This is a genomic window from Kitasatospora sp. NPDC097643, assembly GCF_040302625.1.
Lineage (GTDB): Bacteria > Actinomycetota > Actinomycetes > Streptomycetales > Streptomycetaceae > Kitasatospora.
In genome coordinates this window covers 180,224-193,968 of sequence record NZ_JBEOSA010000001.1, presented here as the reverse complement: position 1 = coordinate 193,968, position 13,745 = coordinate 180,224, and the positions used below count along the sequence as shown (strand labels likewise).

Here is a 13,745-nt window from a genome sequence, read left to right as displayed (position 1 = left end):
TTACCGTGGCACGATCTTGGCGCGATTCGGTAGTGCGACTATTACTCCGCACGGGGGTTGCTTTAGCGGCGTGAACCACTTCGGACGGATATTCACCGGGCTCCGGAGCCGACGTTTGGAGCCCCCCCGTGTGCCTTTGACCCCACAGCGTGACGGCGAGTCCGCTGAGGGGTGGTCGGGTGACAGAGCGTGACGGTCTTCGGTGGAGATCGGCTCGTTCGAAAAAAAGTGCCGGAGCGTCCGAGGGCAAGCCGCGGCCGGAGCGGGCGTCAGAATCCGGCCGTTCCGTCATCGCTGACCGGCCGGTGTCGGGCTTCGGCCGCCCCGCCGGATCTGGGCGGGGGAGGTTGGAGATGGGCCGGGCGGCCATGGAGAATCGGGTCCGGCACCCCGCGGCGGGTGCGGAAGACGGGGAGGTGGCAGCGGAGTGGACCAGCTGACGGCGCACGATCCGAGGCGGATCGGGCCCTTCGAGGTGCTGGGGCGACTCGGCGCGGGCGGGATGGGGCTGGTCTACCTGGCGCGCTCCGCCGCAGGTCGACGGGTGGCCATCAAGACCGTCCGGGGGGAGCTGGCCGAGGACGAGCTGTTCCGCGTCCGCTTCGCCCGGGAGATCGCGGCCGCCAAGACGGTCGGCGGCTTCTACACCGCGGCCGTGGTGGACGCCGACGCGGATGCCCGGGTGCCCTGGCTGGCCACCGCGTACATCCCGGCGCCCTCCCTGGAGGACCTGGTCGAGGAGTGCGGCCCGCTGCCGGTGGACGCCACCCGGTGGCTGGTCGCGGGCATCGCCGAGGCGCTGCAGTCCATCCACGCGGCCGGGCTGATCCACCGCGACCTCAAGCCCTCCAACGTCCTGGTGGTCGAGGACGGCCCGAAGGTGATCGACTTCGGCATCGCGGCCGGGGTCTCAAACACCCGGCTGACCATGACCAACGTCGCGGTCGGCACCCCCGCCTACATGTCGCCCGAGCAGGCGCGGGACAGCCGTACCGTCCGGGGCGCCAGCGACGTCTTCTCGCTCGGCTCGCTGATGGTCTTCTGTGCCACCGGGCACCCGCCCTACCGCGGCTCCAACCCGGTGGAGACGGTGTTCCAGCTGCTCCGCGAGGAGCCCGACCTGTCCGGGATGCCGCCGGAGCTGATGGACCTGGTCCGCGCCTGCATGCGGCCCTCGCCCGAGCACCGGCCGACCCCGGCGCAGATCCAGGCCGAGCTGGCTCCGCACCTGTTCTCCCGGGACGACGCCTCCGGCGAGGCCGGCGACTGGCTCCCGGTCAACGCGCTGGAGCTGATCGAGCGCAAGCGGGGCCGCCGGTCGGCCGCGCCGCCGCGGCCGGCGCCCGTCCAGGGCGGCCAGGCGCCGTCGCACGGCCCGCAGCCGTCCCACCAGCCCCACCCGCCGCAGCAGGTCCCGCCGCAGCGGCCGGGCGTGGACGACCCGCGCACCCACCACCCGGGCGGGCGGCTCGCGCCGCCGCAGGCCGGGCCGGTGCACACGGCGCCGCACCCGGGGCCGGGCGCCGAGGCCGAGATCCCCACCGCGAAGATCGCCGCCCCCAACCGGCACCGCGCGCCGGAGGGCGGCAACGCCGTCGAGGTGCAGCTGTCCGGCGCCCTGGTGCGGATAGGCCCGGGGCCGCGGGCCGAGCACGAGCAGCCCGGCCCGGGGGCCGCGCCGGCCGAGACCGACTGGGTCCGCAGAGCGGCCGCCCCGCCGACCCCGCAGCCGACGCCGCCGCCGGCCGCCCGCTGGCGCCCCTGGCGGTTCCGGATGTCCAACGACGTCTGGGGCACCCCGGTGGTCGCCGACGGCACCCTGTTCGTCTCCAGCTTCGAGGTTCACGCGCTGGACATCGCCTCCGGCGAGCGCCGCTACAAGACCCGGGACGTCGCCTGGGCGCTGGCCGTGGACGCCGGCCGGGTGCACGCCGCCGACGGCCCGCACCTGTACACGGTGGACGTCGCGGACGGCACCGAGCGCTGGCGCACCTCGCTGGACGGCTGGGTCTACTCGCTGTCCGCCGCTGACGGCGTGCTCTGCTGCGGCATCCGGGGCGGCGGCGTCCAGCTGCGCTCGGCGGCCAACGGCGGCGAGCTGTGGCGCGCCGACGACGCCCAGCAGGACTACGAGAACCCGCAGTCCGGGCCGGTCCTGGTGGCGGGCGCCGGGTACTACTACGGCTCCGGGCGGCTGCGCTGCATCGACCCGCGCGGCGCGGGCCTGCGCTGGTCCTTCCCGGTCGGCGAGGACGTGCCCTCGCACCCGGTCGAGCGCGGCGGCGTGCTGTACGTGACGGCCGGCACCCGGGTGTACGCGCTGGACGCGGCCAGCGGTGCCGAGCGCTGGCGCTTCGAGGCCCCGGTGGTGCTGTTCACCCCGCCCGCGCTGGACGCCGACGCCGTCTACGTGGCCGACTACCTGGGCACGGTGTACGCGCTGGACGCGGCCACCGGCCGGGACCGCTGGCGCGGGGTCACCGGCAGCCGCCAGGGCGCCGAGCCGGTGGTGGTCGGGGACGGCATGGTGCTGGTCGGCAGCGGCGAGGTGCTGTACGCCTTCGAGGCGGCGAGCGGGCGGGAGCGCTGGCGCTACACGGCGCGCGGCGAGATCGTCGGCTCCCCGGCGGTCGCGGACGGCCTGGTGCACCTGGGCAGCCGGGACCACTCGCTGCACACCCTGGACCTGGCGAGCGGTCAGCTGCGCTGGGAGCTCGGGACCAAGGGCGAGCTCACCGGGTCACCGGTGGCGGTCGGCGGGCGGGTCTTCGTCGGCTCCAAGGACCGCTGCGTGTACGCGCTGGACGCGTTCTACGGGACGGCCGTGCCGGCCCGCTGAGCCGCGGCGTCCGCCGTCGGCACCGGCGGCGGGGCGATCCGGCCCCGCCGCCGTACCGGAGGTTCAGGCCTTGCGGGCCTCGGGGTGGCGGCTGCACCAGCCGTCCCAGGCGGAGGCGACCATCTCGGCCACGTCGTGGCGGGCGGTCCAGCCGAGCTCCTGCTCGATCAGGTCGGCGGAGGCCACCACCCGGGCGGGGTCGCCGGGGCGGCGCGGGGTCACCTCGGCGGTGGTGTCGTGGCCGGTGACCTCGCCGATCACGGCCAGCATCTCCTTGACGCTGACGCCCTGGCCGCGGCCGATGTTGAGCACCAGCGAGGTCTCGCCGGCCGGGTCGGCGGCGAGCCGCTTGGCGGCCGCCACGTGCGCCGAGGCGATGTCGGAGACGTGGATGAAGTCACGGACGCAGGTGCCGTCCGGGGTGGGGTAGTCGTCGCCGAAGATGCGCGGCGCCTGACCGGCGGTGAGCCGCTCGAAGACCATCGGGATCAGGTTGAAGACCCCGGTGTCGGAGAGCTCGGGGGAGGCGGCGCCGGCCACGTTGAAGTAGCGCAGGGCCACGGTGGAGATGCCGTAGGCCTTCCCGGCGGCGGCGACCAGCCACTCGCCGGCCAGCTTGGTCTCGCCGTACGGGCTCATCGGCGCGCAGGGGGTGGACTCGGTGACCAGGTCGACGTCCGGCATGCCGTAGACCGCGGCGGAGGAGGAGAAGAGGAAGCGCTTGACGCCGCCCTCGGCCGCCGCCTCCAGGACGGTCTGGAGACCGGCCATGTTCTCCCGGTAGTAGAAGAACGGCTGCTCGACCGACTCGCCGACCTGCTTCTTGGCCGCGAAGTGCAGGATGCCCTCGACCGCGTGCTCGCGGATGGCCTCGTCCAGGACGTCCCGGTCCAGGGTGGAGCCCTTGACCAGGGGGACCTCGACCGGCAGGCGGGCGGCGTCGCCCGTGCTCAGGTCGTCCAGGACGACGACGCGCTCACCGGCGTCGAGGAGCTGGCGGACCACGTGCCCGCCGATGAATCCGGCACCGCCGGTGATAAGCCAAGTCATGCCCCGAATCCTAGGACGTTCGGCTTTCCCGCTGAAGCCGGGCGAGTCGGGCCACCAATTCGGACAAATCGGTGAAATGCTGACAAAGATTTGCGTGCTCTCAGCGTGGTGACGAATCGGAGGCGCCGAGGTGAGCCGGAAGAAGGAACCCACCCGCCCCGTGCCGGCCGGCCCGAGACCGACCGGGCCGAAGGCGGAGTACGGACGGCTGCCGGCCCCGGGCGCGGTCGCCGTGCTGGCCGCGCTGGCCCTGGCCGGGTGCAGCAGCGGGTCGTCCTCCTCCTCCGGCACGGCCTCCGCCTCCGCCTCCTCCTCCCCGTCCACCGCTTCGGGCTCCGCCAAGCCGTCCGCCGCGCAGCCGACCAGTGGGAACCAGCTTCAGGACGCGTACCAGAAGGTGATCGTCGACGTGCTGCCCTCCGTGGTGCAGATCACTACCGGCGGCAGCCTGGGCTCCGGGATCGTCTACGACGACAAGGGCGACATCGTCACCAACGCGCACGTGGTCGGCTCCGCGACCACCTTCGCGGTCACCTTGATCAACAGCACCAAGCCGCTGGACGCCACCCTGGTCGGCAGCTACCCCGACTCCGACCTCGCGGTGATCCGGCTGAGCAGCCCGCCGAGCGGCCTGAGGCCGGCCGTCTTCGGCGACTCCGGCAAGGTCCAGCTCGGGCAGATCACCCTCGCCATGGGCAGCCCGCTCGGGCTCGCCGGCAGCGTCACCCAGGGCATCGTCTCGGCCACCGGGCGGACCGTCTCCGAACCCCAGGTCAGCGGCTCGCCCGGGGCCGTCATCGGCAACATGGTGCAGACCTCGGCCGCGATCAACCCCGGCAACAGCGGCGGCGCGCTGGTCAACCTGGACAGCCAGGTGATCGGCATCAACACCCTCGCGGCGACCGAGCCCGAGGCCAACGGCGCGGCGGCGCCCGGCATCGGCTTCGCCATCCCGGCGTCCACCATCACCAACATCGCCGACCAGTTGATCAAGCAGGGCAAGGTCACCAACTCCGGCCGGGCGGCGCTCGGCGTCACCGCGCGGACCAGCTTCAACGAGCAGTTCCAGCCGGTCGGCGCGGTCATCGTCGCGGTCAGCCCGGGCGGGCCCGCCGCCTCGGCCGGTCTGCAGCCCGGCGACGTGATCACCAAGATCGGCGACACCCCGGTCGACTCGCTGAACGCGCTCACCACCGCGCTGGCCTCGCTCACCCCGGGCAGCAAGGTCACCGTCACCTACACCCGGGACGGCAACAGCCAGACCGCCGAGGTCACCCTCGGCACCCTGGAAACGCCCTAGGTTCCGGCACGGCGGGGCCGTTCCGCACACCGCGCAAGGGTTCCGCGGGCCGGCCGCCGTACCGGATCGGGCGCCGGTCCCCGTCACTGCCTCGACGGGGACCGGCGCCGCACCATGTCCGGGACGGGACGGGACGGTGCCAGGGCTGCTCAGTGGCGGGCGGCGTGGGTGCGCCAGGGCAGTTCGACGGTGACCGTGGTGGGGCCGCCCGCCGGGCTCTCCACCAGGAACACCCCGTCCACCGCCCGGACCCGCTCGGCCAGCCCGGCCAGGCCGCTGCCCGGGTAGGCGGCCGCGCCGCCCCGGCCGTCGTCCTGGACCAGCAGCATCAGCTGGTCGTCGGACCGCCAGACGTCCACCGAGGCGGAGCGGGCGCCGGCGTGCTTGGAGACGTTGGTCAGCAGCTCGCTGACGGTGAAGTACGCGATGCCCTCGACCGCCGAGTCCGGGCGCTCGGCCCCGCCGTCCGGGCCCTTCAGGTCGACGTTCACCTTGACCCCGCCGGGGACGGTGCAGCGGGCCGCCACCGCGGACAGCGCCGCGTCCAGGCCGCGGTCGGTCAGCACCGCCGGGTGGATGCCCCGGGCCAGGTCGCGCAGCTCCTGGAGGGCCAGCTTCACCTCGCCGTGCGCGTTGTCGACCATCTTCGTGGCGACCGCGATGTCCTCGGCCGTCTCGACCTCGCGCATCCGCTCCTTGGCCATGCCGAGGTCCATCGCCAGCGCGACCAGGCGGGCCTGGGCGCCGTCGTGCAGGTCCCGCTCGATCCGGCGCAGGTCGGCGGCGGCGGTGTCGACCACGGTGCCGCGGTCGTCCTCCAGCTCGCGCACCCGCTCGGTGAGCGCACCCGGGAAGAGCAGGGACTCGATCAGCACCCGGTCCACCGCCGCCAGGCCGCGCACCACCCAGGGCAGCACCGGCCAGCCGACGACGATGCAGACCAGGGTGAGGACGAAGCTGAGGATCCCCCACGGCAGCATCAGCACGTTGTAGAGCGCCGAACGCCAGCTCAGCAGGTCGGTCAGGTGGGCGATCGCGTACCCGGCGAAGCCCGGCCGGCGCTGCCGCACCGGCTCCGGCTCCTGGATCCCGGAGCCGTACGCCGCCCGGGCCCGGCGCCGGGCCAGGCCGCCCAGGGCGCGGCAGCCGGCCAGCCCGGCGGCCAGCACCGGCAGGCCGATCACGGTGATCGACAGCGACAGGCCGGTCGCGAGCACGGCGACGGTGAAGGCGAAGCCGAACACGCCCGGCGGCAGGTTCAGCAGCAGGTGCCCGGCCTGCCGCCACATCCGGCGGCCGTACAGCGGGGGGCGCTCCGTGCGCGCGTCCTGCTTCCCGAGGTCCACGGCGCTGCGGTGCGGAGGCGTCATCTGGGTCTACCCGTTCCTCTTGGTCGAGCGTGGTGGACCAAGCTTCCCGAACCGGGGCGGGCGGTGGCCATGGGGGTGATGCATCTTCCCGGGCGGGGGTTATCCCCACCCCCACCGTGGTCCTCGGGCCACTGTCCGCCGCTCACCCGGGTGTCCACCGGGTGTCTTGCGGAGCGGGCAGGGTTCGGGTGGAGCGGAGCGGTCCCCTTAGACTCACGCATTGGCCATGGTTATGACCGTGCAAAGAAACGTCGTAGAACTGCCTTAGGGGCGGTTCACGGTCGAGGTGGAGGCGAAGGCATGGAGGGGCAGCACGCGGCTGCCGTCGCGGCCGACCCGGCGGTCGGCGGCGGCTACTTCGACGCGTACGCCGCGATGGGCCTGCTGGCCGTCGTCGGGGTGCTCTTCGTCGCCGTGGCGTTCACCGCCAACCGGCTGCTGCGACCGGTGGTGTACTCGCCCGAGAAACTCCTCGCCTACGAGTGCGGCGTGGACCCGGTGGGGGAGGACTGGGCGCACACCCAGATCCGCTACTACGTGTACGCCTTCCTGTACGTGATCTTCGCGGTCGACGCGATCTACCTGTTCCCGTGGGCGACGGTCTTCGCCACCGCCGGGTACGGCGCCGGAACGCTGATCGAGATGTTCCTCTTCATCGGCTTCCTCGCGGTCGGGCTGCTCTACGCCTGGAAGAAGGGCGTTCTGGAATGGACGTGACGCACAACCACCCGCACACGCACGGTGCCCAGGGCGGACCGGTCCCGCTCGGCCTCCCGGACCCGTCGCGCCCCGGCGCCGTCGAGCGCCGCGGCATCGGCCCGCTGGCCCGGCTCGCGCCGGACCCGGTCAAGGTCGTGCTCAACTGGGGCCGCCGCTACAGCCTCTGGTGCTTCAACTTCGGCCTGGCCTGCTGCGCGATCGAGTTCATCGCGGCGTCCATGGCCAAGCACGACTTCATCCGGATGGGTGTCATCCCGTTCGCGCCCGGCCCCCGGCAGGCCGATCTGATGATCGTCTCCGGGACCGTGACCGACAAGATGGCGCCCGCCGTGAAGCGCCTCTACGAGCAGATGCCCGAGCCGAAGTACGTCATCTCCTTCGGCGCCTGCTCCAACTCCGGCGGCCCGTACTGGGACTCGTACTCGGTCACCAAGGGCGTGGACCAGATCATCCCGGTCGACGTCTACGTGCCCGGCTGCCCGCCCCGGCCCGAGGCGCTGCTCCAGGGCATCCTCAAGCTCCAGGAGAAGATCGCCGCCGAGTCGCTGCCCGGCCGCTACACCGCGCCGACCGCCGCGCTGCGCCGCCCGCTGGTGGCGGGGCCCTCGGCCGGTCCGTCCGAAGGGGGAGCGCCGTGACCAGCGCGGAGCAGTACGCGGCGTCGGTCGGGGAGTGGGCGACCGGCGCCGAGGCGTACGGGCTGATCACCGTCGACGTGCCGGCCGAGCACTGGATCGAGGCGCTGACCAACGCCCGGGACGTCCTCGGGCTGGGCTTCTTCGACTGGCTGAGCGCCGTCGACGAGCTCGCCGAGGGCTTCTCCGTGGTCGCCCACCTGGCCTCCGCCGACGGGCACGCGGTGCGCCACCTGGCGCTGCGCACCCGGGTGCCACGGGACGGGGCCGCGCTGCCGACCGCCGTCCCGGTGTACGCGGGTGCCGCCTGGCACGAGCGCGAGACCCACGAGATGTTCGGCATCGACTTCCCCGGGCACCCGCACCTGATCACCCTGCTGCTGCCGGACGGCTTCGAGGGCCACCCGCTGCGCAAGGAGTTCGTGCTCGCGGCCCGGGTCGCCAAGGACTGGCCGGGCGCCAAGGAGCCGGGCGAGTCGGACCACGGCGGCGGGCCGGCCCGGCGCAAGATGCAGCCGGCCGGTGTGCCGGACCCGAACGAGTGGGGGCCGCTCAAGGGCACCCTGCCGCCGGTCGCCGAGCGGCCCGCGCGTGGTGCGCGGGCGGCGGGCGCGGCGGCGCGCACGCCCCGGGCGGCTGCCGCCGGGGCCGCCGCCGTCGGCGCCGAGGGCGCGCCGGTGCGGGCGGACCGGCCGCGGCGTACCCGGTCGGTGTCCGAGGGGTCGGCCAGCCAGGCGGGCGGGGAGGCGGTCGAGGCCGCTGCGGCGCCCGAGGCTGCTGCTGAGCCCGGGGCTGCTGCGGCGTCCGGGGCTCCGGCGGTGCGGGCGGACCGGCCGCGGCGTACCCGGTCGGTGTCCGAGGGGTCGGCCAGCCAGGCGGCGGCCGGGCCCGATGAGGGCGCGGCGCCGCAGGCCGAGCGCCCGGCGCCCGCGCGGACCCGCTCCTCCGACGCGCCGTGGCACAACCCGGTGCCGGCGCACGAGGAGCCCGCGAAGGCCGCTGCGCCTGGTGAGGCTGCTGCTCCTGCTGAGGCTGCCGAGGACGCGAAGGACGTTCAGGACGCGGAGGCCGCGCAGGACGAGAAGGACGACACGTCGGCCGGGGCGGCCGGCCAGGACGGAGACGGCGCGTGAACCTGCTCGACACGGTGCTGCGCTGCGTCGCCACACTCGTCGTCTTCCTCACCTTCCCGCTGGTCATCGGCCAGACCGAGCACAAGGTCATGGCGCACATGCAGGGCCGGCTCGGCCCGATGTACGCGGGTGGCTTCCACGGCTGGGCGCAGCTCGTCGCGGACGGCGTGAAGTTCGCGCAGAAGGAGGACATCGTCCCGGCCGGGGCGGACCGCCGGATCTTCCAGCTGGCGCCCGCCGTCTCGCTGCTGCCGTACCTCTTCGTGCTGCTGGCGATCCCGATCGGCCCGGACGGCTTCGTCGGCCAGGCGATCGACGCCGGACTGTTCTTCGTGCTGGCCGTCATGGGCATCGGCGTGATCGGCAAGCTGATGGCCGGCTGGGCCTCGGCGAACAAGTTCTCGCTGCTCGGCGGTCTGCGCACGGCCGCGCAGCTGATGTCGTACGAGCTGCCGATGGTGCTGGCAGCCGCCTCGGTGGCGATGGCCGCCGGCACGCTGTCGCTGCCCGCGATCGTGGACGCCTGGCAGTGGTACTGGCTGCCCTGGCAGATCATCGGCGCGTTCGTGTTCTTCACGGCCGGCCTGGCCGAGCTCCAGCGCCCGCCGTTCGACATGCCGGTCGCCGACTCGGAGATCATCTTCGGCGCGTACACCGAGTACACCGGTCTGCGCTTCGCGCTGTTCCTGCTGTCCGAGTACGTGGGCATCCTCGTGGTGTCCGGGCTGACCACGGTGCTGTTCCTGGGCGGCTGGCACGGCCCGATGCCGGACCAGCTCGGCTGGCTCTGGACGATCCTGAAGACCTTCGCGCTGGCCTTCGTGGTCATCTGGCTGCGGGTCACCTACCCGCGACTGCGTGAGGACCAGCTGATGCGCTTCGCGTGGACCGTGCTGATCCCGCTCGCCCTCGTCCAGCTGGCCCTCACCGGCATCATCAAGGTGGCGATCTCATGAGTTTTCCCGGTGCCGGTCTGGCCAAGGGCCTGGCCGTGACCCTGCGGACGATGACGAGGAAGAGCGTCACCGCGCAGTACCCCGACGTGCAGCCGGTGCTGCCGCCGCGTTCGCGCGGCGTCATCGCGCTGCTGGAGGAGAACTGCACGGTCTGCATGCTCTGCGCGCGCGAGTGCCCGGACTGGTGCATCTACATCGATTCCCACAAGGAGACGCTGCCGGCCGCCGACCCGAACGCGCGCGCCCGCACCCGCAACGTGCTGGACCGCTTCGCCATCGACTTCTCGCTCTGCATGTACTGCGGGATCTGCATCGAGGTCTGCCCGTTCGACGCGCTGTTCTGGTCGCCGGAGTTCGAGTACGCGGAGACCGACATCCTGGAGCTGACCCACGAACGGGACCGGCTCCGCGAGTGGATGTGGACCGTCCCGGCGCCGCCGGCGCTGGACGAGCGGGCCGAGGAGCCCAAGGAGATCGCCACCGCGCGCAAGGCGGCGGACAAGCTGGCCGCCGCTGCCGCGGCCGCGGAGGAGAAGGGTGACGACGCATGATCGGCGCCACCCTGCTCGCGGCGACCGGCTCCCTGGACCCGGCCGCCCGTTCGTTCCTGTCCCCGACCGGGGTGGAGATCGTCTTCCTGCTGGTCGGCATCGCCGTGCTGGGCTCGGCCGTGGTCGCCGTCAGCACCAAGCAGCTGGTGCACGCCGCGCTCTGGCTGGTCGTCGCGCTCGGCGGGCTGGCGATCGAGTTCCTGCTGCTCACCGCCGAGTTCATCGCCTGGGTGCAGGTGCTGATCTACCTCGGCTCGGTGGTCGTCCTGGTGCTGTTCGGGTTGATGCTCACCAAGGCGCCGATCGGGCGCTCGCCGGACGCCGACTCCAAGAACCGCTGGGTGGCCCTGGCCGTGGCGCTGGCCTCGGCCGGGACCCTGGTGACGCTGGTGGTCGACGCCTTCCGGACCTCCTGGATCGACCTCGGCGCGGGCGGCGGCTCGGCCGCCGTCACCGGGGCGAGCCTGTTCCGCACCTGGGTGCTGCCGTTCGAGGCGCTGTCCGTGCTGCTGCTGGCGGCGCTGGTCGGCGCGATCGTGCTGTCGCGCGGGTCCAAGCGGCGGGTGCCCGCCCCGCGGGCCGGCAAGCTGCGGGCCGGGCGGCCGGTCGGGTCGAACGGGACGGTCGCCGCGACCGCGCCCAAGCCGGCCGTGCCCGAGCCGACCGCTCCCGAGTCGGCCGCGCCCGCGTCGTCCGGGCCGTCCGCGTCGGAGGAGAGCTGATGCACCTCGCCTACCCCGTCGTCCTCGCCGCGCTGCTGTTCAGCGTCGGCGTGTACGGCGTGCTCGCCCGGCGCAACGCCGTCCTCGTGCTGATGTCCGTCGAGCTGATGCTCAACGCCGTCAACCTCAACCTGGTCGCCTTCGACGTCTGGCTGCGCGACTCGCTGCACGCCGGGCAGGCGCTCACCCTGTTCACCATCACCATCGCCGCCGCCGAGATCGGCCTGGGGCTCGCCATCGTCCTGCTGCTGTTCCGGGCCCGGGGCACGGCGGACATCGACCGGGCCACCGCGCTCGGCGACCCGGCCGAGCCGCTCGCCGTCGACGAGGCGCCGAACGGAGCCGAGGCGCTGAAGGGCCAGGCCGCCGCATGAACCTCGCCCTGCCCACCCTCGTCCCCGCGCTGCCCGCGCTCGGGGCCGCCGCCACCCTGGCCGTCGGGAAGAAGGCGCCCGGCCTGGCCCGGCCGCTGGCGATCGTCCCGGTCGCCGTCTCGGCCGTGCTCGCCCTGGTGGTCGCCCTCCAGCTCGGCACCGGCCAGGTCCTCGACGTGGCCACCCGGCTCACCCCGACCGGCGGCCCGGACATCTCCCTCGGCTTCTACCTGGACGGCTACAGCTCGCTGATCTCGGTGCTGGTCGGCCTGGTCGCCACCTGCGTCCAGGTCTACTCGACCGCGTACCTGAAGGAGGACCCGCGCTACCCCTCCTACGCGGCGCTGGTCTCGCTCTTCACCGCGGCGATGTTCCTGGTGGTCTACTCGGGCGACCTGATCGTGCTGCTGGTCGGCTGGGAGGTCATGGGCATCTGCTCGTACTTCCTGATCGGCCACCACTGGGAGACCGCGGACGCCCGCTCGGCCTCGCTGAAGGCCTTCCTGGTCACCAAGCTCGGCGACGTGCCGTTCCTGTTCGGGATCTTCCTGCTCGGCGCGGACACCGGCAGCTTCCGGATCCCCGACGTACTGGCCGCCGCCACCGAGGGGCGGCTCGGCCACCCGACCCTGATCGCGCTGCTGCTGCTCGCCGGGGTCGCCGGCAAGAGCGCGCAGTTCCCGCTGCACACCTGGCTCCCGGACGCGATGGCCGGCCCGACGCCGGTCTCCGCGCTGATCCACGCCGCCACCATGGTCGCGGCCGGCATCTACCTGGTCGCCCGGCTGCTGCCGGTCTTCCTGCTGTCGGGGGCGGCGCTGGTCGTCCTCGCCGTGATGGCGGCCGTGACGATGATCGGCTCGGCGCTCTGCGCGCTCGCCCAGGACGACCTCAAGCGGGTGCTCGCCTACTCCACCGTCGGCCAGCTCGGCTACATGGCCGGGGCGCTGGCCAGCGGCGACCGCGAGGCCTCGGTCTTCCACCTGGTCAGCCACGGCGCCTTCAAGGCGCTGCTGTTCCTCGCCGCCGGTGTGGTGATCCACGCCGCGCACACCAACTCGATCTCCGCGATGTCCCGGATCCCCGGGCTCCGCAAGCGGGTGCCGGACGCCTACTGGACGATGGGCATCGGGCTGGTCGCCCTGGTCGGGCTGCCGCCCTTCTCCGGCTTCTTCAGCAAGGAGGCGGTGCTGACCGCCGCCGAGCACGCCGCCAACGGCGAGGCGCTGACCAACGGGCTCGGCCCCGCCTCGGCCGTGCCGGAGGCCGCCGGGTGGATCGTGCTGATCTCGGCCGCGCTCACCGCGCTGCTCACCGCCGCGTACGCCACCCGGCTGTTCCTGCTGGCGTTCCACAGCCCGGCCGGGGCTGCCGCTGCCGCACCGCAGGTGCTGCCCGCCGCCGACCGGGCGACCGTCGTGGTCGACCACGAGGCGGACGCCCCGTACTCGCCCGAGCTCGACGAGGCCGACCCGGCCACCGCCGAGCCGCCGGCGATGCGCTGGCCGCTCTGGGTGCTGGCCGTCCCGACCATGGGCTTCGGCGTCGCCGGGCTGCGCTCGGACTGGCTGCCCGCACTGCTGGACGGCGGCTCGCTGCGCCCCTCCGGCGTCACCGCCGTCACCGGCACCGGGCTCGCCGTGGTCGGCATCCTCGCCGCCTACGGGGCCTGGCGCTCCGCGACGGCGCGGCTGACCACCGGCCGCCCGGCGCCGGCCGCCGTCGGCCAGGTGCCCGGGCAGGCCGGAGCCCCGGCCGCCGAGGTGATCGTCGCCGACCCCGGGCGCACCCTGCTCGGCCCGCTGTTCGGCCCGGCCCGGCACGGCTTCGGCGTCGACCGGCTCTACCACGTGCTGTTCGTCCGCCCGGTGGTCGCCGCCGCCCAGCTGGTCCGCTTCCTCGACCGCGAGGTCATCGAGACCTACGTCCGGGGCAGCGGCGTCGGCGCCAACCTGCTCGGGCGGGCCGTCCGGCTCGCGCAGACCGGCAACGCGCAGACCTACCTCAGCGCGCTGCTCGCCGGCGTCGTCCTGCTGGCCGTCCTGGTGGCGGTGTAGCGGATGCCGTACCCCCTCTCCTCGCTCTCCCCGATCCC

At 73.7% G+C, this 13,745-nt stretch carries 12 protein-coding genes; 10 read left to right on the top strand and 2 right to left on the bottom strand.

Going from position 1 to position 13,745, the window contains the following annotated elements; all coding sequences use genetic code 11:
- The first annotated feature begins 427 nt into the window (after window positions 1–427).
- Entirely contained in the window at window positions 428–2,839 is a 2,412-nt protein-coding gene (locus ABTY15_RS00910; protein WP_350574144.1) for an outer membrane protein assembly factor BamB family protein, read from the top strand.
- 63 nt (window positions 2,840–2,902) lie between these two features.
- Here the strand turns inward: ABTY15_RS00910 and galE are convergent, their stop codons facing one another.
- On the bottom strand, window positions 2,903–3,889 hold the full coding sequence (gene galE, locus ABTY15_RS00905) for a UDP-glucose 4-epimerase GalE (protein ID WP_350574142.1): 987 nt from the start codon (window positions 3,887–3,889) through the stop codon (window positions 2,903–2,905).
- A gap of 208 nt (window positions 3,890–4,097) precedes the next feature.
- On the opposite strand from galE, the gene ABTY15_RS00900 reads away from it, so the two are divergent.
- Window positions 4,098–5,189 (top strand): S1C family serine protease, encoded by a 1,092-nt coding sequence (locus tag ABTY15_RS00900; RefSeq protein WP_502893400.1) that lies wholly within the window; start codon window positions 4,098–4,100, stop codon window positions 5,187–5,189.
- A gap of 149 nt (window positions 5,190–5,338) precedes the next feature.
- Here the strand turns inward: ABTY15_RS00900 and ABTY15_RS00895 are convergent, their stop codons facing one another.
- Window positions 5,339–6,559, bottom strand: a complete 1,221-nt coding sequence (locus tag ABTY15_RS00895) for a sensor histidine kinase (RefSeq protein WP_502893393.1) — start codon at window positions 6,557–6,559, stop codon at window positions 5,339–5,341.
- 300 nt (window positions 6,560–6,859) lie between these two features.
- On the opposite strand from ABTY15_RS00895, the gene ABTY15_RS00890 reads away from it, so the two are divergent.
- From ABTY15_RS00890 to ABTY15_RS00855, 8 genes are read left to right on the top strand one after another with little or no spacing between them, the layout of a single operon-like run.
- Window positions 6,860–7,276 carry an NADH-quinone oxidoreductase subunit A gene (locus ABTY15_RS00890; protein ID WP_280675333.1) on the top strand — a complete coding sequence of 139 codons (417 nt, stop codon included), beginning with the start codon at window positions 6,860–6,862 and terminating at the stop codon, window positions 7,274–7,276.
- Window positions 7,267–7,917 carry an NADH-quinone oxidoreductase subunit B gene (locus ABTY15_RS00885; RefSeq protein WP_350574140.1) on the top strand — a complete coding sequence of 217 codons (651 nt, stop codon included), beginning with the start codon at window positions 7,267–7,269 and terminating at the stop codon, window positions 7,915–7,917. Before ABTY15_RS00890 ends, ABTY15_RS00885 begins: the two co-directional genes overlap by 10 nt.
- Window positions 7,914–9,047 carry an NADH-quinone oxidoreductase subunit C gene (locus ABTY15_RS00880; RefSeq protein WP_350574138.1) on the top strand — a complete coding sequence of 378 codons (1,134 nt, stop codon included), beginning with the start codon at window positions 7,914–7,916 and terminating at the stop codon, window positions 9,045–9,047. Before ABTY15_RS00885 ends, ABTY15_RS00880 begins: the two co-directional genes overlap by 4 nt.
- A complete protein-coding gene (gene nuoH / locus ABTY15_RS00875) occupies window positions 9,044–10,003 on the top strand; it encodes an NADH-quinone oxidoreductase subunit NuoH (protein WP_502893392.1) in 960 nt (319 codons plus the stop codon). The genes ABTY15_RS00880 and nuoH overlap by 4 nt, the downstream gene beginning before the upstream one ends.
- The gene (locus tag ABTY15_RS00870) at window positions 10,000–10,554 is read left to right on the top strand and encodes a NuoI/complex I 23 kDa subunit family protein (RefSeq protein ID WP_350574136.1); all 555 of its coding nucleotides are present in this window, start codon (window positions 10,000–10,002) and stop codon (window positions 10,552–10,554) included. The genes nuoH and ABTY15_RS00870 overlap by 4 nt, the downstream gene beginning before the upstream one ends.
- Window positions 10,551–11,276 carry an NADH-quinone oxidoreductase subunit J family protein gene (locus ABTY15_RS00865; RefSeq protein WP_350574135.1) on the top strand — a complete coding sequence of 242 codons (726 nt, stop codon included), beginning with the start codon at window positions 10,551–10,553 and terminating at the stop codon, window positions 11,274–11,276. Before ABTY15_RS00870 ends, ABTY15_RS00865 begins: the two co-directional genes overlap by 4 nt.
- On the top strand, window positions 11,276–11,650 hold the full coding sequence (gene nuoK, locus ABTY15_RS00860) for an NADH-quinone oxidoreductase subunit NuoK (protein ID WP_350574133.1): 375 nt from the start codon (window positions 11,276–11,278) through the stop codon (window positions 11,648–11,650). Before ABTY15_RS00865 ends, nuoK begins: the two co-directional genes overlap by 1 nt.
- Window positions 11,647–13,707 carry an NADH-quinone oxidoreductase subunit 5 family protein gene (locus tag ABTY15_RS00855; protein WP_350574131.1) on the top strand — a complete coding sequence of 687 codons (2,061 nt, stop codon included), beginning with the start codon at window positions 11,647–11,649 and terminating at the stop codon, window positions 13,705–13,707. Before nuoK ends, ABTY15_RS00855 begins: the two co-directional genes overlap by 4 nt.
- The last annotated feature ends 38 nt before the right edge of the window (window positions 13,708–13,745 follow it).

Bases quoted from the DNA above. Each gene is read 5' to 3' on its own strand.
- ABTY15_RS00870 (WP_350574136.1), top strand. From the start codon at position 10,000: ATGAGTTTTCCCGGTGCCGGTCTGGCCAAGGGCCTGGCCGTGACCCTG.
- ABTY15_RS00865 (WP_350574135.1), top strand. From the start codon at position 10,551: ATGATCGGCGCCACCCTGCTCGCGGCGACCGGCTCCCTGGACCCGGCC.
- nuoK (WP_350574133.1), top strand. From the start codon at position 11,276: ATGCACCTCGCCTACCCCGTCGTCCTCGCCGCGCTGCTGTTCAGCGTC.
- ABTY15_RS00855 (WP_350574131.1), top strand. From the start codon at position 11,647: ATGAACCTCGCCCTGCCCACCCTCGTCCCCGCGCTGCCCGCGCTCGGG.
- ABTY15_RS00895 (WP_502893393.1), bottom strand. From the start codon at position 6,559: ATGACGCCTCCGCACCGCAGCGCCGTGGACCTCGGGAAGCAGGACGCG.
- ABTY15_RS00890 (WP_280675333.1), top strand. From the start codon at position 6,860: ATGGAGGGGCAGCACGCGGCTGCCGTCGCGGCCGACCCGGCGGTCGGC.
- ABTY15_RS00885 (WP_350574140.1), top strand. From the start codon at position 7,267: ATGGACGTGACGCACAACCACCCGCACACGCACGGTGCCCAGGGCGGA.
- galE (WP_350574142.1), bottom strand. From the start codon at position 3,889: ATGACTTGGCTTATCACCGGCGGTGCCGGATTCATCGGCGGGCACGTG.